Source organism: Stenotrophomonas sp. YJH_SMC_40 (genome assembly GCF_059368615.1).
Map to the genome: position 1 here is coordinate 382,266 of NZ_JCAFRX010000006.1, position 22,782 is coordinate 405,047.

General features: G+C 68.3%; 19 protein-coding genes. 10 read left to right on the top strand and 9 right to left on the bottom strand.

Annotated features, from left to right (window positions below):
• Positions 1–42 precede the first annotated feature (42 nt).
• The 6 genes from AC5P6X_RS14195 to AC5P6X_RS14220 form a co-directional block, all read right to left on the bottom strand.
• Positions 43–441, bottom strand: a complete 399-nt coding sequence (locus tag AC5P6X_RS14195; RefSeq protein WP_099604694.1) for a hypothetical protein — start codon at positions 439–441, stop codon at positions 43–45.
• A gap of 93 nt (positions 442–534) precedes the next feature.
• Positions 535–2,574, bottom strand: a complete 2,040-nt coding sequence (locus AC5P6X_RS14200) for an FUSC family protein (RefSeq protein WP_099604695.1) — start codon at positions 2,572–2,574, stop codon at positions 535–537.
• A gap of 3 nt (positions 2,575–2,577) precedes the next feature.
• Complete coding sequence (locus AC5P6X_RS14205) at positions 2,578–4,047, bottom strand: efflux transporter outer membrane subunit (RefSeq protein ID WP_329755804.1); 1,470 nt, start codon at positions 4,045–4,047, stop codon at positions 2,578–2,580.
• Positions 4,044–4,961, bottom strand: a complete 918-nt coding sequence (locus tag AC5P6X_RS14210; RefSeq protein WP_005414947.1) for an efflux RND transporter periplasmic adaptor subunit — start codon at positions 4,959–4,961, stop codon at positions 4,044–4,046. Before AC5P6X_RS14210 ends, AC5P6X_RS14205 begins: the two co-directional genes overlap by 4 nt.
• Complete coding sequence (locus tag AC5P6X_RS14215) at positions 4,958–5,167, bottom strand: DUF1656 domain-containing protein (RefSeq protein ID WP_010487502.1); 210 nt, start codon at positions 5,165–5,167, stop codon at positions 4,958–4,960. Before AC5P6X_RS14215 ends, AC5P6X_RS14210 begins: the two co-directional genes overlap by 4 nt.
• Before the next feature lie 116 nt (positions 5,168–5,283).
• Positions 5,284–5,739 carry a MarR family winged helix-turn-helix transcriptional regulator gene (locus AC5P6X_RS14220; RefSeq protein WP_012481667.1) on the bottom strand — a complete coding sequence of 152 codons (456 nt, stop codon included), beginning with the start codon at positions 5,737–5,739 and terminating at the stop codon, positions 5,284–5,286.
• Positions 5,740–6,419: 680 nt separating this feature from the next.
• Between AC5P6X_RS14220 and folE the strand changes: the two genes are divergently transcribed.
• From folE to AC5P6X_RS14240, 4 genes are all read left to right on the top strand, one after another.
• A complete protein-coding gene (gene folE / locus AC5P6X_RS14225; RefSeq protein ID WP_004141296.1) occupies positions 6,420–7,031 on the top strand; it encodes a GTP cyclohydrolase I FolE in 612 nt (203 codons plus the stop codon).
• A 112-nt stretch (positions 7,032–7,143) separates the two neighbouring features.
• The gene (locus tag AC5P6X_RS14230) at positions 7,144–8,613 is read left to right on the top strand and encodes a DUF3375 domain-containing protein (RefSeq protein WP_005411693.1); all 1,470 of its coding nucleotides are present in this window, start codon (positions 7,144–7,146) and stop codon (positions 8,611–8,613) included.
• On the top strand, positions 8,600–9,301 hold the full coding sequence (locus AC5P6X_RS14235) for a DUF4194 domain-containing protein (protein ID WP_123959286.1): 702 nt from the start codon (positions 8,600–8,602) through the stop codon (positions 9,299–9,301). The genes AC5P6X_RS14230 and AC5P6X_RS14235 overlap by 14 nt, the downstream gene beginning before the upstream one ends.
• A 16-nt stretch (positions 9,302–9,317) precedes the next feature.
• Positions 9,318–12,698, top strand: a complete 3,381-nt coding sequence (locus AC5P6X_RS14240) for an ATP-binding protein (protein ID WP_012481665.1) — start codon at positions 9,318–9,320, stop codon at positions 12,696–12,698.
• A 303-nt stretch (positions 12,699–13,001) separates the two neighbouring features.
• Here AC5P6X_RS14240 and AC5P6X_RS14245 read toward each other — a convergent pair whose 3' ends face one another.
• Positions 13,002–13,781 (bottom strand): sulfite exporter TauE/SafE family protein, encoded by a 780-nt coding sequence (locus AC5P6X_RS14245; protein ID WP_005411690.1) that lies wholly within the window; start codon positions 13,779–13,781, stop codon positions 13,002–13,004.
• Positions 13,782–13,883: 102 nt separating this feature from the next.
• Between AC5P6X_RS14245 and AC5P6X_RS14250 the strand changes: the two genes are divergently transcribed.
• Entirely contained in the window at positions 13,884–14,276 is a 393-nt protein-coding gene (locus AC5P6X_RS14250) for a YchJ family protein (RefSeq protein ID WP_005414942.1), read from the top strand.
• A gap of 3 nt (positions 14,277–14,279) precedes the next feature.
• On the opposite strand, the gene AC5P6X_RS14255 is transcribed toward AC5P6X_RS14250, so the two are convergent.
• Entirely contained in the window at positions 14,280–15,560 is a 1,281-nt protein-coding gene (locus AC5P6X_RS14255; RefSeq protein ID WP_005414941.1) for a GGDEF domain-containing protein, read from the bottom strand.
• 150 nt (positions 15,561–15,710) lie between these two features.
• Here AC5P6X_RS14255 and egtB point away from each other — a divergent pair, with 150 nt between their 5' ends.
• The 5 genes from egtB (at position 15,711) to AC5P6X_RS14280 (ending at position 21,037) form a co-directional block, all read left to right on the top strand.
• Positions 15,711–16,982, top strand: a complete 1,272-nt coding sequence (gene egtB / locus AC5P6X_RS14260) for an ergothioneine biosynthesis protein EgtB (protein WP_329755803.1) — start codon at positions 15,711–15,713, stop codon at positions 16,980–16,982.
• Positions 16,979–17,953 carry an L-histidine N(alpha)-methyltransferase gene (gene egtD / locus AC5P6X_RS14265; RefSeq protein ID WP_099481109.1) on the top strand — a complete coding sequence of 325 codons (975 nt, stop codon included), beginning with the start codon at positions 16,979–16,981 and terminating at the stop codon, positions 17,951–17,953. The genes egtB and egtD overlap by 4 nt, the downstream gene beginning before the upstream one ends.
• Positions 17,954–18,037: 84 nt before the next feature.
• Positions 18,038–19,306: a lytic murein transglycosylase gene (locus AC5P6X_RS14270; protein WP_329755802.1), complete on the top strand. Its 1,269-nt coding sequence runs from the start codon at positions 18,038–18,040 to the stop codon at positions 19,304–19,306.
• A gap of 40 nt (positions 19,307–19,346) precedes the next feature.
• The gene (locus AC5P6X_RS14275; RefSeq protein WP_329755801.1) at positions 19,347–20,213 is read left to right on the top strand and encodes a D-hexose-6-phosphate mutarotase; all 867 of its coding nucleotides are present in this window, start codon (positions 19,347–19,349) and stop codon (positions 20,211–20,213) included.
• Positions 20,214–20,263: 50 nt separating this feature from the next.
• Positions 20,264–21,037: a DUF2628 domain-containing protein gene (locus tag AC5P6X_RS14280; RefSeq protein WP_329755800.1), complete on the top strand. Its 774-nt coding sequence runs from the start codon at positions 20,264–20,266 to the stop codon at positions 21,035–21,037.
• A 6-nt stretch (positions 21,038–21,043) separates the two neighbouring features.
• Here AC5P6X_RS14280 and AC5P6X_RS14285 read toward each other — a convergent pair whose 3' ends face one another.
• Positions 21,044–22,231, bottom strand: coding sequence for a benzoate/H(+) symporter BenE family transporter (locus tag AC5P6X_RS14285; protein WP_329755799.1), 1,188 nt, complete (start codon positions 22,229–22,231; stop codon positions 21,044–21,046).
• Positions 22,232–22,782: the final 551 nt, after the last annotated feature.

Below are 22,782 nucleotides of genomic sequence, written 5' to 3' on the forward strand. Positions count from 1 at the left end.
CCGTTGATTCGGCAGGTGCAGGGCGCAGCCCTGCCGCCCCCGTCATTCAGCGATCAGTACCAACCCATCCGGGAACACGATTGCCGCTTCATCGGCACTCACGTCGAAGAAGCCCACGCCGTGCTTCTCGGCCAGGTCCTGCACGCGACCGTGCGCGCGCTCGGCCACCGAATAGGCAAACGCGCCGTAGATCACCTCGCGGCCGATGCTGTACTCGGTCACCTCAGCACGGTCGTCATCGTCGTTGCTCAATGGGCCGTTCATCGGCGGGAAGTCCTGCGCCATCTCCGCGAACCACGCCTGCAGCGACGGGCTGCTGACTGCCGGGTCGTCGTACTCGTGGCGTTCGTTCCACTGCGTCTGCTTCTCGAACCAGGCGATGAAGGCCGCCGCCTCGCGCGGGGCGATGCTGGCGTCGAACACCATCATGTCGTAACTCATTGGAGCTTCCTGTGCAGAGCAGGGGTCAGAGCCTTCGCCCGGGGCGAAGGATCCGACCCCGGCGCGGGGTCTGTGGCTGCGCAGGGTATCGCGCTACGGCTGTTCGGCTGCACTCATCGCCAGGCCCGGCGCCAGCGCCTTCGCCTCCGGGAACAGCGCGAAGCGCAGGCCGATCAGGCCCATCAGCGCCTCGTCGCGTGCCTTGCAGGCGGCTACGCTGCCGACCCGTCCCAGCGAGGTATCCAGCCGCTCGCGCAACGCGTCGGCCGCCACAATCGGCTTGCGCGCGGCGATCTGCCGTCGGTAGTGCACAGCGACCTCTTCCAGAATGTGCTCGACCGCCTCGCGGCTGCGCTCGGGCAGTTCCAGCCGGGCGCGGCGCAGCTGCAGGATGTTCAGGCCGATGCGTGCTTCATTGAGCATGTCCACCGAGGCGATGTCGCTGCCTTCCGGCGTCGCCGCCAGGCGCGGCGCGAGCAGGCCCAGCAGGTCAAGCATGCGCGCGGCGAAGCGCTGGCGGTCCTGCTGGCCACGACCTTCGGCGGCTTCGGCCAGCGTGGTCCAGCCCTGCCGCACCAGCCGGCGCGCGGTCCACTCGGCGCCCACCGAACGGAACAGGCGGGTCATCACCACCGCAAAGCCAATGCCGATGAACATCGCGATGGACGAGTTGAGGAAGGTCTGGATGTTGGCGCTGTAGGTGTTCTGCAGGCTCAGCAGCGCGGCCAGGTTCACCGTCAGCGGCAGCGCGAACAGCGCGCTCTTGGGGTGGTGCAGCATCAGCCCCAGCGGCAGGAACGCCACCGCCAGCACCAGCGCCAGCAGGCCGAAGTCGTGCACTGCCGGGAACACGCCGAACAGGTACACGCCGGCCACCACCGAGGCGACCATCGCCCACACCAGGAACGACACCATGCTCGGTGCCGGATCGTCCTGCGCGGCGAAAAATGCGGCGGTCACCGCGGCCATCATCGCGCCGTTGCCGCCGCCTTCCCACCCCAGCGCGATCCACAGCACGCAGTAGCTCATCAGCGCCGCGCCGGCACTGAGCGCGGAGAACAGCGCCATGCCGTAGTCGACGTGCTTGTCGGCGGCCACGCGTTCGGTGCGGATGCGGTAGTGCGCACGGTCCAGCGGCGCGGTGCCCTGGTCGATCGCGTGCTGCAGGGTGCGGCAGTCCTGCCACAGGTCCACCAGTTCCTCCAGGCGCAGCAGCAGGCTGGCCAGCTGCAGGTGCTGCAGGTCGCGGTCCACCTGCGGCTTCAATGCACTGATGCGCGCGCGCAGGCGCGCGTATTCGCTGGCGTTGGTCGGGCCATCCAGCCAGTCGTGGATGTCATCGACCAGTGCCGGCAGCCCCTCGGGCAGGTCCTGGCCGTCGCTGCGCAGCGCACTCAGGCGGTCGGCAATCGAGGACAGCACCGGCAACAGCAGCAGCATGCGCTCGCGCAGCCGCTCCATCGACACGGCCGAACCGGCATGGCGCGGGTCGTCGCGGCGCAGGAACTCGATCAGCGCCTCGAACTGCACCAGGTCGGCGGCGAGCCGGTTGCGCGGCGCGTGCGCGCGGCCGCGTTCGAGGATCTGCCGGCACCACTGCGCCGCGTCCTCCATCCAGTTGCCGATGCGGGCGCGCAGCATCGGGCGTACCGAGGCCGGGAACAGCAGCGAAGCAAACAGCACTGCCACCACGGTGCCGAGGATGATCTCCTCGCTGCGCGCCACCACGGTGTCGAAGATTGTCTCCGGCGAGGTCACGGCCGGGAAGCCGATGAAGGCGGTGGTGTAGCCGGCCAGCAGGAACGCGTAACCGCGCGGGCCGCGGTTGAGCAGGGCCATGAACAGGCACCCGGCCAGCCAGATCGACATCGCCGCGCTCAGCACCAGCGGCGTTTCCACCAGCGCCGGCAGCACCAGCAGGGTGGCCAGGCCGGCCACCAGGGTGCCAACGATGCGGTACACGCCCTTGGCGCGGGTTGGGCCCAGCAGCGGCTGGCTGACGATGTACACCGTGCCCATCGCCCAGTACGGGCGCGACAGGTTGCCGGCCATGGCGATGTACAGCGCGGCCACCGCGGCCAGGTAGGTCTTGATCGAGAACAGCCAGGCCTGGCGATCGGTCAGCGCGTTCATGGCTTACTTCGCCGAGGCCTGTGCGGTGGACGGCGCGGGCGGGGCAACCGATGCCTGCCAGCCGCCACCCAGCATCAGGAACAGATGGATCTGGTCGCGCGAGACCTGCGCTTCGGCGGCGGCCAGGGTGGCGTCGCTGGTGGCCAGGCTGCGGTCGGCATCCAGGCTGGACAGGTACGGCGTACGGCCACCCTGGTACAGCCGGCGGTTCTGCTCGGCGGCCAGTGCGGCCTGCTCCTGCGCGATGCGCAGCGACTGCAGCCGGCGCAGGTCCTGCGCATAGCGGTCCAGCGCGGTCTGGGTCTCGCGCAGCGCCTGCAGCACGGTGTGGTCGAACTCGGCCAGCGCGGCATCGGCACCCGCCTCGGCGGCGTGGATGCGTGCGTGCGTGCCGGACGACGGCAGCGTCCACGAGATCAGCGGGCCGATCGACCACTGCTGGGTCATCGGCGTGCCGAAGTCTTCCAGCAGGCCGGCGGCACCCACCGAGGCACCCAGGCGGATGTCCGGGTACAGCTCGGCGGTGGCGACCCCAATCCGCGCCGTGGCCGAGGCCAGCTTGCGCTCGGCCTGGCGCACGTCCGGGCGGCGCTGCAGCAGCGCCCGGCCATCACCGACCGGCAGCGGCTGTGCCAGGCCGGGGGCGTGCGCACAGTCGATCACGCCGGCTGGCAGCTGGCCCGGGGTTTTCCCAAGCAGCGCGGCCAGCGAATAGGCGGCCGCCGAACGCTGCGCGCGTAGCGGCGGCAGTGCCGCCTCCAGCAACGCTACCTGCGCATTGGCGCGGGCCAGTTCCGGCGGCGTGCCGCGGCCGGCCGCGATCAGGCGCTCGGTGACCGTGCGGCTGCGCTGCTGCAGCTGCAGCGAATGCTCGGCCACGTGCAGTTCGTGGTTGGCGTGGCAGATTTCCAGGTAGCTGTCGGCGACCTGCGCGACCACGCTGACCTGGGCCAGGTCGCGCGCCGCAGCAACCGACTGCTCGTCGGCACGCGCTGCCTCGGCGCCGCGCTTGAGCTTGCCGAACAGGTCGAACTGGTAGCTGACCGCGAACTTGCCATCGGCCAGGTTGATCACCGGCAGCTCGTGCTCCTGCAGGAACGATTCGGCCGACAGCTGCGCGCGGCTGACGCCGGCCTCGGCCTCGTACTCGAAGCCACCGGCGTCCAGCGCCTGTTCGTACACCGCCGCGGCACGACGCAGGTGTGCATCGGCGGCCTTCAGTTCCACGTTGTCACGCAGTGCCTGGGTGATCAGGCCGTCCAGCACCGGGTCGTTGTACAGCGACCACCAGCGGTCGGGCAGCGCCTGGTTGGCGGCAATCTGCGGGTTCTGCGTATCGATGAAGGCCGCATTGGCCTCCGGGCGCTTGAACGCCGAGCCTTCCGGCAGTGCATAGTCCGGGCCGACGGTTTTGCACGCGGCCAGGCTGACCAGCGCGACGATCAGACCGAGACGGGGCAGGGCGGCGTTCACAGGCCCGCCTGTGTCGGCGCGGTGCCGGCCTTGTCGTTGTGCGGATGGCGGCCGGTGTCCACGGTCACCGTGGCGGTACGGCCGGCGATCAGTTCCACGCCCTTGGGTACTTCGTCGATGGCGATGCGCACCGGAATGCGCTGTGCCAGCCGCACCCAGTCGAAGGCCGGGGTCACGTTCGGCAGCAGGGTGCTGCCGTTGCTGCGGTAGCGGTCCTCGATGCCGGCGGCGATGCTCTCGACATGGCCGCGCAGCGGTGCCGATTCGCCCATCAGGCGGATGTCCACGCTCTGCCCCGGGGCCACGCCGCGCAGGCGGGTTTCCTCGAAGTAGCCATCGATGCGGAACGAGCCGGTATCCAGCAGCGCCAGCACCGGCTTGCCGGCCACCACGTAGTCGCCCACGCGCAGGGTGCGGTCGTTGACCCGGCCATCGGCCGGCGCGCGCACCTCGGTGCGGTCCAGGTTGAGCTCGGCCAGGTCGACCGCCGCCTGTGCGGTGGCCAGCGCCGCCTGTGCGGCCTGCAGCTTGGCGCGGCGCACTTCGGCGTCCTCGGCGGCGACCAGGTCCTGCAGGCTGCGGTCACGGCCGATCTCGCGGCGCAGCTGCGCCACCGATGCCTGGCGCTCGGCCAGGTTGGCGCGAGCCTGCTCCAGCGCGATGCGGTAGCGGGCGCGATCGACCACGAACAGCAGGTCACCCTTCTTCACCGCCTGGTTGTCGGCCACCTGCACCGTTTCCACCAGCCCGGACACGTCCGGCGCCACCTGCACCACGTCGGCACCGACATGGGCATCGCGGGTCCACGGCTCATCCATGTAATAGACCCACAGCTGGCGCAGCACCAGCAGGGCGACGATCACGGCTGCGCTGGTGAGCAGCACCGGCAGGGTCTTCTTCACGATCTTGTTCACGATTGCATCCAACGCAGGAGGTGGAACAGCAGGCCAAGCACGATCCCGTACAGGGCCAGGTTGAACAGCGCCGGGTGCCATACGTGGCGATAGGCGCCGGCACGCTGCAGCAGCGCGTGCAGGCCGCTGTTGACCAGGTAGGCCAACAACATCAACCCGAGCAGGGTCGGGACGAACACTCCGTGGAGACTGAATTCACCGGGCATCGGTAGGGGCGGGGGGCGAGGTGGGGGGAAGGGGAGGGAAGGAACAGCGAAACAACGGCAACGGGCAAAAGCCGCTGGCGTGTGCACGGCAGCGGCGGTGTTCGGGGGCGGCGGTCTTACGTGATGCGGTCGGCGGCCTCGGCCAGCAGGCGCCATGCCTTCAGCACGGCGTGCAGTTCATCCATGGAAAGCTCGCCGAACACGTCCTGGCGCAGGCCGATCAACTGGTCTTCCAGCTCGCTGACCAGCGCATGGCCCGCGTCGGTCAGCCACAGCAGGTTGGCGCGGCGGTCGCTGGCATCGCTCTCGCGGCGGACCAGGTCGCTGGCGCACAACTTGTCCAGCAGGCGCACCAGGGAGGGTCCTTCCATGCCCAGCTGCTGCGCCAGCGCCACCTGACGGATGCCACCGCCGGAGCGGCCGATCATCAGCAGCGGCATGGTGCAGGCGGTGGAGATGCCGTAGCTGCCGAGCCGGCTGTCGGCCAGGCGCTGCCACTGCCGCCCTGCGTACAGCAGGCCGGAGCTGAGCTGCATCTGCAGCACGGTGCGCTCGTCGAGGGGTCGGTCCATAAGAGATAGATAGGATACTACTAATTTCATTCCTATCAATAGGTTTTTCTGAATGGGGGGCGTAGTGAGGAAAGCGTTGCGCCTGCTTGGTGTCGGGTGGGGCAGCGGGGGCCGGGCGGTGCAGGACACGCCGTGAACCCCCCTCCGGGGTCCGGCCCAGCCGCTGGCGGCTGTGCGTTCGGGCGCTTGCGAGGCATGCCTCGCAAGCGCCCGAACCCTTGGGGGCGCGGCCGCAGCATCCATGCCGCGGACGGTCCTGCCCCGCCCAGCCCCCGCTGCCTTCCCATCCCCCCGCGAGCGCGGTGGGTTGGCTCTTGGAAGCAAGAGCAGAAGCAGTGCGGACCAACGGTCCGCACCCACCAAAGCACAAGACACCACAGCAGCGGCGCGCTGCTTCCGAAGTCATGAACCCCGCTTTTGCCCCCGCTTTCGGGCGGTCCGGCCGCGCCCGCGGGAAACTGTCAGGGATGGGGAAGGGCGGCAGGGCAGGACCGTGAGGCGCATGGATGCGCCGACCGAGCCCCCATGGATGGGTTTACGGCGTGTCCTGCCCTGCCGCCCTTCCCCATCCAGACCCGTAACAGGCAGGCGCCGCCAGACCCCCGATGAACCCGACCAACAGGACGACCCACCCCCCGGTCGGGTACGATGCTCGCCCCCCGTTCGGGACGCTGTACGCAATGAGCAAGAACAACGAAAAGGCCGCCCCGCAGGGCGACGTGACCCAGGACCAGGCCGAGGATGCCGTGCGCACCCTGCTGCGCTGGGCCGGCGAGGACCCGTCCCGTGAAGGCCTGCTGGATACCCCCCGCCGTGTCGCCGAAGCCTATGGCGACTGGTTCAGCGGTTACCGCGACGACCCGCGCGCCTACATGGAGCGTACCTTCGAGGAAGTGGCCGGCTACGACGAGCTGATCGTCCTGCGCGACATCGAGTACGAAAGCCACTGCGAGCACCACATGGCCCCGATCATCGGCCGCGTGCACGTCGGCTACCTGCCGGCCGGCAAGGTGGTGGGCATCAGCAAGCTGGCCCGTGTCGTCGAAGCCTACGCCCGCCGTTTCCAGGTGCAGGAGAAGATGACCGCGCAGATCGCCCAGTGCATCCAGGATGTGCTGCAGCCGATCGGCGTCGGCGTGGTCGTCGAAGGCGCCCACGAGTGCATGACCACCCGCGGCATCCACAAGCGCGGCGTCAGCATGGTCACCTCCAAGATGCTGGGCAGCTTCCGCGACGACGCGCGTACCCGCGCCGAGTTCCTGCGCTTCATCGAAGTGGGCGGCAAGCGCTGAGCCGCTTGCCCGCACCACGCCGGCTCCTGCAGGCCGGCATGCCCACGGCTGTCCACGCGGCAGCTGTGCATGGCGGTTTGTCCCTGTCAGCCCTACAGACTTCTTTCGCTGCATGAAGCATCGCGAACGCATTGCCCGTTACCGCCACCTGCGCGAACAGCCCCAGTGGAAGCTGCTTGCCGCCGACCACGCTCCGGAAATCATCGGCCTGCTGCAGGGCCTGCTGATGGACGGCGAGCGCACGCTGCCGTCCTCGGTACTGAACGAGCGACTGCAGCGCGCGCTGGACCAGCTGGCCGGCGATGAACTCTCGCGCGAGCTGCCGCGCACCGCGCAGGCCTACATCGCGCACTGGCTGGCCCAGGGCTGGCTGGAACGCCGTCTGCCCGAAGGCGCCGACCAGGAGCAGTACGAGCTGGCGACCGCGGCACTGCAGGCGATCCGCTTCGCCGACGGCCTCGAGCAGGCCCGCGTGGCCGCCACCGAAAGCCGCCTGGCGCTGGTCATTGAACAGCTCTCGGCGCTGGCTGCGCAGACCGAAGCCGATCCCGATGCGCGCCTGTCCGCGCTGCACGACGAGCGCGACCGCATCGATGCCGAAATCGCCCGGGTCGGCACCGGCCGCGTGGTTGCGCTGGACGGCAAGCGCGCGCTGGAACGCACCCGCCAGATCATCGGCCTGGCCGACGAGCTGACCGAGGACTTCCGCCGCGTGCGCGATGACTTCGAGCAGCTCAACCGCGATTTCCGCGAACGCATCATCGACGACGAGGGCGAGCGCGGCGATGTGCTGTCGCAGCTGTTCGAAGGTGTGGATGTCATTGGCGAAAGTGACGCCGGGCGCAGTTTCCAGGCCTTCTGGCGCCTGCTCAACGACGCCGAACAGAGTGCCCAGCTCGATGCCGCGCTGGAAGCGGTGCTGGCGCGCGGCTTCGCCCGCCGCCTGGACCGCAACGAACGCAACTTCCTGCGCAGCTTCACCAGCACCATGCTCGAGCGCGGTGGCCAGGTACACGACGTCCTGCAGAACTTCGCGCGCAGCCTGCGCGGCTTCGTGCAGAGCCGTGGCTACCTGGAACAGCGCCGCCTCAACCAGTTGTTGAAGCAGGCGCAGTCCGAAGCCCTGGCCCTGCGCGACGAATTCCCCGCACAACGCGGCATCGGCCGCGACCTGCAGCTGACCACCAGCCGACTGCGCTCTTGGTCGCAGTGGAAGCTGCATGATCCGCGCAGCGCCCAGGTCGACGGCAATGTCGAGTACAACGACGCGGCCGCGATCAGCCTGGAGAGCGTCGGCGACCTGGTCGCTTCGTCCGAAATCGACTTCCGCACCCTGCGCCGCGACCTGCACGACCTGCTCGATGCACAGCCGCGGCTCAGCATCGCCCAGGCCCTGTCGCAGCGCGAGGCGCCGCAGGGTCTTGGCAGCGTCATCGGCTATCTGTCGCTGGGCACGCGCTTCGGCAACGTGGTCGCCGGCGAGCAGGAGCTTGCGCAATGGCGTGGTGGCGACGGCCAGGTCCGTCGCGCCCGCATCCCGCTGGTTTGGTTCACCCAGGAGAGACGCCATGAGCTGGCATGAAGATCCCATCGACGCAGCGCAGGCCGACGTGGCGGAAGACGCCTACGAGGCCGAACCGGTGGCGGCCGTGGCGCAGCCCCGCCGTGGCAACGACGTCTATTACCTCGGCGACACCGGGCGCCTGCCGCTGGATGCGCGCCGCGCGCTGTGCCAGCTGCTGATCGGCCCCAGCATCGACCAGCTGCGCCACGCCAAGCTGTGGCCGGCACTGATCCGCAGCGAGGCGGCCATCCGCTCGTCGCTGGCGGACCTGTTCCTGGAGCTGGTGCTCGACCGTGACAGCGGCGTGGCGTTCACCCGCCAGGCCGATACCGAAGACGTCGACGCGCCGGTGCTGCTGCGCACCTCGCCGCTCACCTTCATCGACTCGGTGCTGCTGCTGTACCTGCGCCAGCAGCTGGCCGAAGCCGATGCGCGCGGCAACCGCGCGGTGGTCGCCGATGCCGAAATAGCCGAAGCACTGGCCATCTACGAAAAGAACCTGTCCACCGACCGCGCCGGCTTCAACCGCCGCGTCGCCTCGGCGGTGCAGAAGATGAAGGACAACCACATCCTGACCCGCCTCAGCGGCCAGGAAGACCGCCACGAAGTCTCGCCGGCGCTGAAGCTGCTGTTCTCCGCCGAAGACGTGTCCCAGCTCTCGGCGGTCTACCGCCAGCTGCGCGAAACCCCGGCCGCCGAGGCCTGAGAGACCCGACCATCGCATGGCTATCTCCAAGCACACTCCCGCCCTGTTCAACGAAGGCCTGCCGGACCCGCGCCTGCAGCAGTTCCGCATGCGCCGCCTGCAGGTGCACAACTGGGGCACCTTCAACGGCCTGACCGAAGTGCCGATCGCCGAGCGCGGTTTCCTGTTCGTCGGACGTTCCGGCTCGGGCAAGTCGACACTGCTCGATGCCATGTCCGCGCTGCTGACGCCGCCGGCCATCGTCGACTTCAACGCCGCCGCGCGTGAAGCCGAGCGCAGTGGCCGCGACCGCAACCTGGTGTCCTACGTGCGTGGCGCATGGGCTGACCAGCAGGACAGCGGCACCGGCGAAATCGCCACCCAGTACCTGCGCAAGGGCGCCACCTGGACCGCACTGGTGCTGGAATACCGCGCCGGCGATGGCCGCGTGGTCAGCCTGGTGCGCCTGCTGTGGATCTCCGGCAACGGCACCTCGGCCGGTGACGTGCGCAAGCACTACATGATTGCCGAGCGCCCGTTCGACATCGCCAAGGATCTTGGTGGGTTCGACCTGGACCTGCGCAAGCTCAAGCAGAAGCTGTCCGACCTGCACCACTTCGACACCTTCTCCGGCTACGCCGAGCGCTTCCGCGACCTGCTCGGCATCGACAACGAGATGGCGCTGCGCCTGCTGCACAAGACGCAGTCGGCGAAGAACCTGGGTGACCTCAACGTCTTCCTGCGCGACTTCATGCTCGACACGCCGAAGACCTTCGACGCCGCCGAGCGTCTGGTCAGCGACTTCGCCGAGCTCGATGGCGCGCACCAGGCGGTGGTCACCGCCCGTCGCCAGGTGGAGACCCTGCTGCCGGCACGCGCCTACTACAACGACCTGAAGGAAATGCACCGCCGGCGCGGCGACGACGAAGCCCTCAAGCTCGGCGTCGACAGCTTCCGTGAAAGCCGCCGCCAGGCGCTGATCGAAGCGCGCCTGCGCGAGATGGACGTGCGTGACCGTGGCCTGCTTGGCGAAGAAGCCCAGCGCCGTGCCGCACTGGACAATCACACCGAGCGCCTGGCCGAACTGGAACTGCAGCGCCGCCAGCAGGGCGGTGAGCGCATCGAAGAACTGGAACGCGAGCAGGGCCGCGCCGAAGCCGAGCGCGACCGCCGCCAGGCCAAGCGCGAGCAGGCAAGCCTGGCCGCGCAGCAGCTGGGGGCCGAACTGCCGGACGACGCACACGGCTTCGCCGAACTGGTCGAGCGCGCACAGAACGAGCTGCAGGACCGCCAGCGCGCCTCTTCGGCGCTGGACGATGCGATCAGCGATCGCCTGGGTGGCAAGCGCGATGACGAGCGCCGCTTCGGCGAAGTCCGTGCGGAACTCGAAGCGATGCAGCGCACGCCCTCCAACATCCCGGCGCCGATGCAGAAGCTGCGCGCGCGCCTGGCCGAGGAAACCGGCATCGCTGAAGCGGCGCTGCCGTTCGTCGGTGAACTGATCCAGGTCCGCTCGGAAGAGCAGGGCTGGCAGGGTGCCATCGAGCGCGTGCTGGGTGGCTTCGCGCTGTCGCTGCTGGTCGACGACAAGCATTACAACGACGTCGCCGAGTGGGTGAACCGTACCCACCTGGGCATGCGCTTCACCTACTACCGCGTGCGCCGCAACGATGATGCGTTCGCCCGTGAGCCGTCGGCGAAGTCGCTGCTGCACAAGCTGGAACTGCGCGAACACGTGTTCGAAAGCTGGCTGCGCCGCGAGCTCGGCAAGCGATTCGACTACGAGTGCGTGGATGCCAAGCAGCTGCGCAACGTCGACCGCGGCATCACCCGCGAAGGCCAGGTCAAGCATCCGGGCGACCGTTTCGAGAAGGATGACCGCAGTGCGGTGGGCGACCGCCGTCGCTGGATCCTCGGCTTCAACAACCACGACAAGGTGGGCGCCTTCGAGCGCGAAGCTCAGGAACTGGCCAAGCGCATCGCCAGCTGCGAGACCGACATCGCGCGCCTGCGTGGGCAGCGTGACCGCGACAACGAACGCCGCCTGGCCTGCCACGAGCTGGTCAGCATCAGCTGGAACGAGATCGACATCGCCGCTCCGCAGCAGCGCCTGAGCGACATCGAGGCCACGCTGCGCGACCTGCGCGAAGGCAATGCCGACCTCGCCAAGCTGGCCAAGCAGATCGACGCCGTGCGCGCCGACATCGAGCAGGCCCGCCGCACCTATGAGGACGTCCGCGTCGAGCGCGGGCAGCTGGTCAAGGAACGTGATCGCCTGGACCGCGCGCGCCAGCAGAGCCGTGCGCTGGTGCTGCCGAGCCTGGCCCAGGAGCAGGAAGCCGGCCTTGCCGAGCGCCTGCAGGAGCAGGGTCCGCTCAGCCTGGAAACGCTGGAAGCGCACATGCGCCAGGTCAGCAACGCGCTGAACGAGCAGCTGTCGTCCTCGCAACAGGACCTCAACCGCATCGAGAACCAGCTGATCGGCTGCTTCCGTCGCTTCATCCAGCAGTGGCCGGAGGAATCGGGCGACTTCACCGTGTCGGTGGCCTCGGCCGAGGACTTCCTCGCACGCCTCGAACGACTGGAGCGCGATGGCCTGCCGCAGCACGAAGAGCGCTTCTTCGATCTGCTGCAGAACCAGAGCAAGAACAACCTGCTGGCCCTGCAGCGCCACAGCGCCGAGGCCCGCAAGTCGATCGGCCAGCGCCTGGACGAAGTGAACGCCAGCCTGGAACAGGTGCCGTTCAACCGCGGTACGTTGCTGACCATCGAACTGAGCGACCGTCGTCTGCCGGAAGTGGGCGAGTTCCAGCTGCAGCTGCGCGAAGTGCTGTCGCAGCAGCAGACCGAGCAGCGCGAGCTGGCCGAATCGCAGTTCACCGTGCTGCGCCAGCTGGTCAACCGCCTGGGCTCGCAGGAAGGCGAGGACAAGCGTTGGCGGGAGCTGGTGCTGGACGTGCGCATGCACGTGGAGTTCATCGGCGTCGAGCTGGATGCGGAAACGCGCCAGCAGGTCGAGATCTACCGCAGCGGCGCCGGCAAGTCCGGTGGCCAGCGCCAGAAACTGGCTACCACCTGCCTGGCCGCGGCACTGCGCTACCAGCTCGGCGGTGCCGACAGCCAGCTGCCCAGCTACGCCGCAGTGGTGCTCGACGAAGCCTTCGACAAGGCCGACAACGAGTTCACCGCGCTGGCGATGAACATCTTCGACAACTTCGGCTTCCAGATGGTGGTTGCCACCCCGCTGAAGTCGGTGATGACACTGGAACCGTTCATCGGCGGCGCCTGCTTCGTCGAAATCAGCGGCCGCCACGACTCCGGCGTGCTGCTGATCGAGTATGACGAGGAAGGCAAGCGCCTGAAGCTGCCCGAGCGCAGCCGCCAGCAGGCCAACGAACCGGAAGAAGCCGACGCCTGACCTGGCCGATTGAAGGGGAATGCCGGCCAGCGGCCGGCACTACATGGGCGGGGTTCATGACCCGATCGGATGGGGATGCCGGCCAGCGGCCGGCACTACCCATGGGCGGGGTTCATGACCCGATCGGATGGGGAATGCCGGCCAGCGGCCGGCACTATCGGATGGGGAATGCCGGCCAGCGGCCGGCACTATCCATGGGCGGGGTTCATGACCTGATCGGATGGGGATGCCGGCCAGCGGCCGGCACTACCCATGGGCGGGGTTCATGACCCGGTAGTGCCGGCCGCTGGCCGGCAACCGCGTTCACGCAGCGCGGAACGTATCCCACGCCATCCGCGCGATCAGCACCACCACCAGCCCCACGAACAGCTTGCGGATGAACGGCGTGCCGCCCTTCAGCGCCAGGCGCGTGCCCACCACCGAACCGATGATGTTGGCCGCCGCCATCGGCAGCGCGAACAGCCACAGGATGTTGCCGGTCGGCACGAAGAACGAGATCGCCGCCACATTCGTCGCCAGGTTCACCACCTTCGACGCCGCCGAGGCGCGCAGGAAATCCAGCCCGAAGAAGCGCACGAACAGGAAGATCAGGAAGCTGCCGGTGCCCGGCCCGAAGAAGCCGTCGTAGAAGCCGATCGCCGCACCGATCGCCAGCGCGATCACCAGTTCGCGGCGACCGATCTCCTGCGGACGGTGCAACGCGCCGAAGTCCTTCTTCCACAGCGTGTAGGCCAGCATCGCGACCAGCAGCACCAGCACCAGTGGGCGCACCGCGTCCTTGGGCAGCAGGCTTACCGCGGTGGCGCCGGCGAAGGAGAAGATGAAGGCCGTGCCGGCCGCGAACAACACCGGCTTCCACGGGAATCGCACGTTGCGCGCATAGCGCCAGGCGGCCGCACCGGTACCGAACATCGAACTGAACTTGTTGGTACCAAACAGCATCGCCGGCGTCTGCTGCGGCAGCACCGTGAACAGGCCAGGCAGCTGCACCAGCCCACCACCACCGACGGCGGCATCGACCAGCCCGGCGATGAAGGCGATGACCACCAGCCACCACAACTCAGGGGGAACCAGTTCCAGCACGGCGATCAATCGATATGGGGGCGCGACAGCATACGCCTGTCCTGCACTGGTTGACCGGTGCCCCGCGTGGATCCATCCGCACAACCCGGCGACAATGTCCGCATGAGCCGAAAACCCACCGATCCCTGCCCCTGCGGCCTTCCCGCCGAGTACGCCGCCTGCTGTGGCCGTTTCCATGCCGGTGAGGCCGCCCCCGATGCCGAGCGCCTGATGCGATCACGTTACAGCGCCTATGTGCGGGGGCTGGCGGACTATCTGCGCCAGAGCTGGCATCCGGATACCCGTCCGGCCGAGTTGTCGCTGGATGATGCGCCCGGCCAGCGTACGCATTGGCTGGGCCTGACCGTGCACGAGCACACCGTCACCGGCGCCGACAGCGCCGAGGTGCGCTTCACCGCCCGCTACCGCGTGGGCGGCGGCAGCGCGGTGAAGATGGCCGAGCACAGCCGCTTCCTGCGCGTCGACGGCCGCTGGTACTACCTCGACGCGGTGTGAGCCTCAGCCGCCGCGTGCCGCCAGCACGCGCTGGCCGGCATGCGCGCGGACCTGGTTACGGCCACCGTCCTTGGCTGCGTACAGCGCCTGGTCGGCGGCCTTGATCACTGCCGCTGGCCGCTCATCCACGCGGCTGTCTGCCAGCCCGATGCTCACCGTCACCTGCACTGTCTGCCCGCTTCCGCCGCGTCCGCGCTGCCGGCGCCCCGTTTCATCGTCGCGGCTGCGTGTGCTCCGGTCGCGCAGCTGCATGCGGGTGTCCTCGATGGTCTGCCGCAGCGCCTCGACTGCATCCACGCAGGCCGCTGCGGGACGATCCAGGAACACCACCGCGAACTCCTCGCCGCCATAGCGGAACGCCCGGCCACCATCGCCCACCCGGCCCAGGCGCGAGGCCACCAGGCGCAGCACATCGTCGCCGGTGTCGTGGCCGTGGGTGTCGTTGAACGACTTGAAGTGGTCCACGTCCACCATCGCGATGCTGTAGGTGCCGCGCGCCCGCTGCAGGGTCTCATTGAAGGCGCGGCGCCCCGGCAGGCCGGTCAGCTCATCGCGGAAGGCCATATGGAAGGACTCCTGCAGCATCGCGCCCAGCATCAGCAGCAGGGAGGCACTGGCCAGTGCCGGTAGCAGCACCGGCTGCAGGAACACCCGTGGCAGCATCCACCACAGGCACAGCAGGGCCAGCAGCATCGCCGTGTGCAATGGGCGCGGATGCCGCCAGGCCTGCCAGCCCAGCGCGGCGGTTGCCAGCAGGAACAGCAGCGCTGGCAGCTGTGCCAGCGCGTTCCAGTCGGCCGGAATCCAGCTCCAGTGGCGGTTGGACAGCAGATCGTGCATGCCGCGCGGCTGCTGCGTGGCCAGCAGCAGGAAGATCAGCAGTGCCGTGCCGCTGGCGACGGAGCGCAACAGCAGGTCGTGGCGGCGCCGCCCGCGCTCGGGCCACAATGCCAGGCCCGCGAACAGCAAGGGCAACCAGGCCGAAATGGCATGGAAGCGCAGCGGTGTCAGCGCCGTGACATGGCCGCTGTGCAGGTAGCCGCCCACGTCCTGGTGCAGCAGCGCGAACATGACCGCCACCACCAGCAGCAGGCAGAGCGTACGCACCTGGTGGTAGAGCAGGGCAAGGCCGGCGCCGAGGCAGGCCAGCAGCCAGGGCAGGATGCGTTGGGCCGGACTGGCAACGTCTTCGTTGCCCAGTGCTGCCCACAGCACCACGGCAACCAGCACGGCGGGCAGCACGAACAGGTAATGCGCAGGCTGGCGGAGCGGATGCAGGGGCAAGCAGGAATTCCAGCGCGGTGACGACGCGGCCGCAGCATTGCCGTTAGCGGCGTTCGCACCGGCTTCTTGAATGCGGGATGGTCACGCATGTGAACGCGTTGACGTCGAACGATGACATCGCACTCACCCTGTTGCGCAGATGCTGCCCGGATGGACAGCGTAGCCACCGCCGTCGCTGCCCCGCAGCGCGATCTCGCCCGCCAGTACGCATGTGTGCGGAACCGCAGCATGCACCTGGCAGCCCCCCTCAGCGCCGAAGATGCCATGCTGCAGAGCATGGCCGATGCCAGCCCGAGCAAATGGCACCTGGCCCACACCACCTGGTTCTTCGAACGCTTCGTGCTGGCCGGCTTCCCACCTGCACCGGCGCATGACCCTGCCTGGGACTACCTGTTCAACAGCTACTACAAGAGCCTCGGCCCGGCGCATGCCCGGCCGCAGCGTGGGCTGCTGTCGCGGCCATCGCTGCAGCAGGTGCGCGACTACCGTCAGCAGGTCGATGCACAGGTGCAATCGCGGCTGGCGGCAGGCGACCTTGATGAGCAGGCACTGCAGCACCTGCAGTTGGGCCTGCAGCACGAACAGCAGCACCAGGAACTGCTGCTCACCGACATCAAGCACGCGTTCTGGTGCAATCCGTTGCAGCCGGCCTACCGCGAGGACCTGCAGCCTGCAACCAGCGCTGCCAGTGCGCAGGGCTGGATCGAGTCACCCGAGCGCATCGTCACCATCGGCGCCGCAGCCTGGCCGCAGCACACTGCCTTCGCCTACGACAACGAATCGCCGGCGCATCGCGTGCTGCTCCCCGCGCACGCACTGGCCGAGCGTCCCGTCAGCAATGCCGAGTACAGCGCCTTCATCGACGCCGGCGGCTACCGCGAACCGCGCTGGTGGCTCAGCGAAGGCTGGGCGCTGCGCGAAGCCGAGGGCTGGCAGCACCCGCTGTACTGGGATGACGCCCTGCAGCGCGAGTACACCCTGGGCGGTTGGCGCGAACTGGATCCGCATGCGCCGGTCTGCCACCTCAGCTACTACGAGGCCGATGCCTGCGCCCGCTGGGCCGGTGCGCGCCTGCCCAGCGAGTTCGAGTGGGAGGCTGCCGCCGCAACGCTGCCGCCTCGCGGTCATTTTGCCGATGACGATCGGCTGCACCCGCAGGCTGCAGGGGGCAGTGGACTGCGTCAGCTGTTCGGCGATGTATGGGAATGGACCCACAGTGCGTATGGCGCCTACCCGGGCTTCCGCCCTTTCGCCGGCAACCTCGGTGAATACAACGGCAAGTTCATGTGCGGGCAATGGGTGCTGCGCGGTGGCAGCTGCGCCACGCCGCGTGGCCACGTGCGTGCCAGCTACCGCAACTTCTTCATGCCCCCGGCGCGTTGGCAGTTCTCCGGGCTGCGCCTGGCCAGGGACCTCGCATGAGTACGGTGCACGACGCACTGCAGGCGCTGACCGATCTCACCCCCAGCCGCCAGCAGATCCTCACCGACGTGGTGGCCGGGTTGTCGCGCACGCCGCGCCAGCTGCCGTCCAAGTACTTCTACGATGCGCGCGGCTCGCGCCTGTTCGAGCAGATCACGCAGACCGCCGAGTACTACCCCACGCGCACCGAGCTGGCCCTGCTTTCACGGGTACTGCCGGACATCGCCCGAAGCGTCGGGCCGCACCTGCACGTGGTGGAACTGGGCAGCGGCAGTGGCCGCAAGACCGCGTTGCTGCTGGCCGCCCTGCACGACCCGGTGGCCTACACGCCCATTGAAATCTCGCGTGCCGCGCTGCTGTCCAGCATCGACCACCTGGCCCCGGCGCTGCCCGAGGTGGAGATGCTGCCGGTCTGTGCCGACTTTACCCGTCCCGTCGCCGTACCCATGCCCGAACGCGAACCCGCGCGACGGCTGCTGTTCTTCCCCGGTTCCACGCTGGGCAACTTTGAAGGCGAAGACGCGGTCGCGCTGCTGCGCGCGATGCGCCAGACCATGGGGCGTGATGGCCTGGCCCTGGTCGGCATCGACCTGCACAAGGACCCGGCGCTGATCGAGGCGGCCTACAACGATGCGCAGGGCGTCACCGCCGCATTCACCCTCAACCTGCTGGCCCGCCTCAACCGCGAGGTCGGCAGCGACTTCGATCTGCAGGGCTTCCGTCATCGTGCCCGCTACAGCGTCGCGCGGCTGCGCATCGAGACCGATCTGGTCAGCCAGCGGGCACAGGACGTCCATCTAGATGGCCGGACCTTCCATTTCGAGGCCGACGAACCGATCCGCGTCGAATACAGCCACAAGTACACCGACGAGAGCTTCGAAGCGCTGCTGCAGCCGGCTGGCCTGCAGGTCATGCAGCGCTGGGATGCTGAAGGCCCGGCCTATGGCCTGCGCCTGTTGCGTGCCATCTAGGGCGGACGGCCAGCCGGTACCGCTTCAGGTTCAGCAGCACCGCTACCCCTAAGATGGCCGTGCAACGGCAACACGGAGGACGCCATGCCCATTCTGACCACGCTCGGCCTGGCGGCCGCTCTTGCCTCGGCGCCGACAGCGCCCGCCGCTCCTGCCGGCGACATCGATCCGGCGTTCAGCCGCTGCCTGTCGGGCCTGCAGGCCACCGCTGCGACACAAGGCATCAGTGCCGACCGTTTCAACGCGATCACCGCCGGCCTCACCCCGGACCCCAGCGTGCTCGGCCTGCTCGATGCACAGCCCGAATTCACCACGCCGATCTGGGACTACCTGGCCGCGCTGGTCGATCGCCAGCGCGTGGCTGATGGCCGCGCCCTGCTGCAGCAGCACCGCGACCTGCTCGATCGCGTGTCGGCGCAGTACGGCGTCGATCCGGCTACCATCGTCGCGGTCTGGGGCGTGGAGAGCGACTACGGCCGCGTGTTCGGCAAGCGCCCGCTGCTGCAGTCATTGGCCACGCTGTCCTGCGCCGGCCGTCGCCAACCCTTCTTCCGCGGTGAACTGCTGGCGCTGCTCAAGCTGATCGATCGCGGCGACCTGCAGGCCCAGGGGCTCACCGGCTCCTGGGCCGGTGCCTTCGGGCATACGCAGTTCATGCCCAGCACCTATGCACGCATCGCCGTGGACGGTGATGGCGATGGCCGCCGCGATCTGGTCGGCAGCATTCCCGATGCACTGGCTTCCACCGCCAACTACCTCAAGCGCGCCGGCTGGCGCAGCGGCGAGCCGTGGGGCATGGAAGTCCGCGTTCCTGCGGGCTTCAACGCAAGCCAGGCCGGCCGCACCCAGCGTCGCGCCCTGGCCGACTGGCGTGCGCAGGGCGTGACCGCGCTGGATGGCAGCGTGTTGGCTCCGGCCAACCTGCCGGCGGATGCGCGCGCCGCGCTGCTGCTGCCGGCCGGCAACAGGGGCCCGGCATTGCTGGTGTTCCGCAACTACGACGCGATCTACAGCTACAACGCCGCCGAAAGCTATGCGCTGGCGATCGCGACGCTGGCTGACCAATTGCGTGGCGGCAACGGGTTGGCCACCGCCTGGCCGACCGATGACCCGGGCCTGGGCCGCGATGAGCGCCGCCAGCTGCAGACCCTGCTGCTGGCCCGCGGCCACGATATCGGTGCCGCCGACGGCATGATCGGTACCGCCACGCGCCGCGCGATCCAGGCCGAGCAGCAGCGCCTGGGCTGGAGCGAGGTGGACGGCCGCGCAGGCCAGCGCATCCTGCGCACGCTGCAGGAAGAGGCGACCGCCATCGCACCCGCTGGGCAGAAAGCCTTGCCGGCGGCACGTTGACCGCGACATCATCGCCGCGGTCTTCAAGGAGCGTCATCGCATGCAGTCGAATCCGGACATCAGCACCGGCCTGTATCACGGCCTGGAGGCCTGGCAGGTGCGAACCGCCAACGCCACGGCGGTCGTCAGCGTGTTCGGCGGCCAGCTGCTGTCGTTCATTCCTGATGGGCAGCCCGATCTGCTGTGGCTTTCGCCCACGCGCGCCGAGCTGCCCACGCCCATCCGCGGTGGCGTCCCGGTGTGCTGGCCGTGGTTCGGTCGCCAGGGCCAGAGCGCCGATGTACCGGCGCATGGCCTGGTACGTACCGCGCGCTGGGAGCTTCTGCAGGCCAGCCAGCGCGATGATGGCGAGGTCGAGCTGCAGTTGGCGCCTGCGCCCGGCGCCGATCGCGGCCTGCGCCTGCAGATGCAGTTGCGCATTGGCCGCCAGCTGCGCCAGCAGCTGGTCACCGAGAACACCGGAACCTCGCCGGTGACATTCACCCAGGCCCTGCACAGCTATTTCCGGGTGGGCGATGCCAAGCGGGTCGAGGTCGAGGGCCTTGACGGCCTGCAGTACCTGGACAAGTACGAGGACTATGCACAGCTGCGCCTGCAACAGGGACCGTGGTCATTGCGCGATCCGCGTGATCCCGGTCGCAGCGATCGCATCTACACCGGTGCCGGCGGCCATTACGTGCTGCATGATCCCGTACTACAGCGGCGGATCGAGATCCGCAGCGAAGGCAGCCAGACGCTGGTGGTCTGGAATCCGGGTGCCGAGGCGGCAGCCAGGATGGCCGATGTCGGCGAGGGCTGGCGCGATTACGTATGCCTGGAAGTGGCCAACGCAGGCCCGGAGCAGATTACGCTTGCGCCGGGTGCGCGCCATCAGCTGGTGCAGACCCTGGGCAGTACCGCGCTGTAGGCGCGGACAACGATTTCAGTTTGTCGATGCAGGTAGCAAGGACGGAAAACATGCAGGAAGCACAATGGTGGTACGCCAATGGCAGGCAGAGCAGTGGGCCGGTGGATCTGGCCGGTCTTCGCCAGCTGCAGCAGGAAGGGACGGTTACGGCGCGCACCCTGCTCTGGTGCGAAGGCATGCCCTCATGGCGGCCGTTGGCGGAACTGGAGCAGGCTTCCACCCCCGTCGAGGTGGCTCCGGCCCTGGATATCGACGCAGCCCCTGCGGTTGAGGGCATCGCGCCGGATGTCGGCGATCCGTCCGATCCCTATCGTGCGCCGGCCGCCGCACCGGACAGGGCTGCGGCTGCCGGGCTGGAGGGCGAGATGGCCTTGTACGCCAGCGTGGTCGGCGGCAACTTCCCGATCTATCGCCAGCGCTGGCGGCTGGATCAGGGCGTTGCCACGGGCAGTGGCACCTGGCATTGGCCGGCCTTCCTGCTCGGCCTGATCTGGATGATGTACCGCAGGATGTACCGCCTGGCGGCGATGTGGGCTGGCCTGCTGCTGCTGATCAGCGTGGTGGAGACCTTGCTGGATGTGCCGGATGGCCTGTCGCTGGTCATCACCTTCGCGCTGAGCATCACCACCGGCATCTTTGGCAACAGCTGGTACCTGGCGCACTGCCAGCGCCTGATCGCCCAGGCCCGTGCCGTCACCGGCGACGATGATGCACGGCTGCGCAGCGAGCTGACAGCGCGTGGCGGCACCAGCGTGGTCGCCACACTGATCGCCATCGTCATCGCGGTGGCGCTGAGCACCGTCGGCGCCGCACTGGCGGGATAGGGCAGGTCAGCGGCCCTGACGGGGCCGCAGCACCAGCAGGCACAGCGCACCGGCCACCAGGCCCCAGAACGCCGAGCCGATGCCGGCCAGTGAGACGCCCGAGGCGGTGACCAGGAAGGTGACCAGTGCCGCCTCGCGGTCCCGCTCTACCGCCAGCGCACTGGCCAGGCTGTTGGCGATGGTGCCGAACAGCGCGATACCGGCCACGCAGGCCACCAGCTCCTTGGGGAAGGCAGCGAACAGTGCGGCCACGGTGGCACCGAACAGTCCGATGACGATGTAGAAGGCACCTGCCGCCATGGCGGCGGTATAGCGTCGTGCCGGGTCCTCATGGGCATCACGGCCCATGCAGATCGCGGCGGTGATTGCCGCCAGGTTCAGCGCGTACGCACCGAACGGCGCCAGTAGTGTATTGACCACACCGATCCAGCCGATCAGCGGCGACACCGGGGCGTCGTAGCCGGATGCCCGCATCACCGCCACGCCCGGAATGTTCTGCGAGGCCATGGTGACCACGAACAGGGGCAGGGCGATGCCGGCCACCGCGGTCCAGGACAGGGATGGGGTCACCCATTGCGGTACCGCCAGTTGCAGCTGCACCTGCTGTGCGTGCAGCAGGCCACGGCTGGCCGCAATCGCGATGCCGACCAGCAGGGTGGCGATGACCGCATAGCGCGGGAACAGGCGGCGTCCGGCCAGCCACGTGGCGAACATGGCCAGCGCCAGTACCAGCTGGGTGTTCATGGCCACGAACACGTCCAGACCGAAGCGCAGCAGCACCCCGGCCAGCATGCCGGCGGCCAGCGCCATCGGTACCCGTTGCATCAACCGGGCGAAGATGCCGGAGAAGCCAGCCAGCATGCCCAGAACCGCAGCGAGCAGGAATGCACCGGTGGCCTCGGAAAGAGATGCGCCGCCGGCACCGACCACCAGCATCGCCGCGCCCGGTGTCGACCATGCGGTCACCACCGGTACCCGATAGCGCAGTGACAGCCCGATGCAGGTGACACCCATGCCCAGTCCCAGTGCCCACATCCATGAAGCGATCTGCGCCTGATTGGCACCGACAGCTTGTGCAGCCTGGAACACGATGACGGCCGAACTGGCGAAGCCGACCAGCACAGTGATGAAGCCGGCAACGAGGGCCGGTACTGAAAGGTCGCGCCACCACGCTTGCCGCACCTGCATGTTCATTGCCGTCTCTCCACTGTGCATCCGTGCATTGATAGCCCTTGTGGCGTTGACCGCGCAACGCGCGGTCAACGCCACAGTGATCTTCGAGCGTATGCCATGCGTGATGTTGCGTTGGTTCTGTCATCACCCTGCAAAAAAATGCTTGACGAAATCTGCAGGATCTCTAGAATTCGCTCCCTTGCTGCGCGCACCGCTTCTTCGGAAACGGCACGCAGACAGCAACGCCACCACCGACGAACGAGATGATCGAACGAAGGTGTTGACGGACTCGAAAAGTCCGGCATAATAGGCGGCTCGCAACGACGAAAGACCTTTGGGTCCAACGACGAAGCGGCATCGGCAACAACGTCCACCCCGGTGAGGCGTCCTTGAAAAAAGGTGTTGACGAAGCGGAAAAGCCGGCTATAATAGGCGGCTCGCTACGAAGGAAACTTCGCAGCACACGGGAACGGCGCTGAGGCCACTTCCCCGGATCTTTGAAAGTATGCGCAGGTATCTTGTGAAGGCGCCTGCAGGAAGGATGATTGTCCATCTTGCAGACGTTTGATCAA

What these genes read in the sequence shown, in the direction of transcription:
- AC5P6X_RS14195 (WP_099604694.1), bottom strand. Translation starts at nt 441, where the DNA reads ATGAGTTACGACATGATGGTGTTCGACGCCAGCATCGCCCCGCGCGAG.
- AC5P6X_RS14200 (WP_099604695.1), bottom strand. Translation starts at nt 2,574, where the DNA reads ATGAACGCGCTGACCGATCGCCAGGCCTGGCTGTTCTCGATCAAGACC.
- AC5P6X_RS14215 (WP_010487502.1), bottom strand. Translation starts at nt 5,167, where the DNA reads ATGCCCGGTGAATTCAGTCTCCACGGAGTGTTCGTCCCGACCCTGCTC.
- AC5P6X_RS14220 (WP_012481667.1), bottom strand. Translation starts at nt 5,739, where the DNA reads ATGGACCGACCCCTCGACGAGCGCACCGTGCTGCAGATGCAGCTCAGC.
- folE (WP_004141296.1), top strand. Translation starts at nt 6,420, where the DNA reads ATGAGCAAGAACAACGAAAAGGCCGCCCCGCAGGGCGACGTGACCCAG.
- AC5P6X_RS14230 (WP_005411693.1), top strand. Translation starts at nt 7,144, where the DNA reads ATGAAGCATCGCGAACGCATTGCCCGTTACCGCCACCTGCGCGAACAG.
- AC5P6X_RS14235 (WP_123959286.1), top strand. Translation starts at nt 8,600, where the DNA reads ATGAGCTGGCATGAAGATCCCATCGACGCAGCGCAGGCCGACGTGGCG.
- AC5P6X_RS14240 (WP_012481665.1), top strand. Translation starts at nt 9,318, where the DNA reads ATGGCTATCTCCAAGCACACTCCCGCCCTGTTCAACGAAGGCCTGCCG.
- AC5P6X_RS14250 (WP_005414942.1), top strand. Translation starts at nt 13,884, where the DNA reads ATGAGCCGAAAACCCACCGATCCCTGCCCCTGCGGCCTTCCCGCCGAG.
- egtB (WP_329755803.1), top strand. Translation starts at nt 15,711, where the DNA reads ATGGACAGCGTAGCCACCGCCGTCGCTGCCCCGCAGCGCGATCTCGCC.
- egtD (WP_099481109.1), top strand. Translation starts at nt 16,979, where the DNA reads ATGAGTACGGTGCACGACGCACTGCAGGCGCTGACCGATCTCACCCCC.
- AC5P6X_RS14270 (WP_329755802.1), top strand. Translation starts at nt 18,038, where the DNA reads ATGCCCATTCTGACCACGCTCGGCCTGGCGGCCGCTCTTGCCTCGGCG.
- AC5P6X_RS14275 (WP_329755801.1), top strand. Translation starts at nt 19,347, where the DNA reads ATGCAGTCGAATCCGGACATCAGCACCGGCCTGTATCACGGCCTGGAG.
- AC5P6X_RS14280 (WP_329755800.1), top strand. Translation starts at nt 20,264, where the DNA reads ATGCAGGAAGCACAATGGTGGTACGCCAATGGCAGGCAGAGCAGTGGG.
- AC5P6X_RS14285 (WP_329755799.1), bottom strand. Translation starts at nt 22,231, where the DNA reads ATGAACATGCAGGTGCGGCAAGCGTGGTGGCGCGACCTTTCAGTACCG.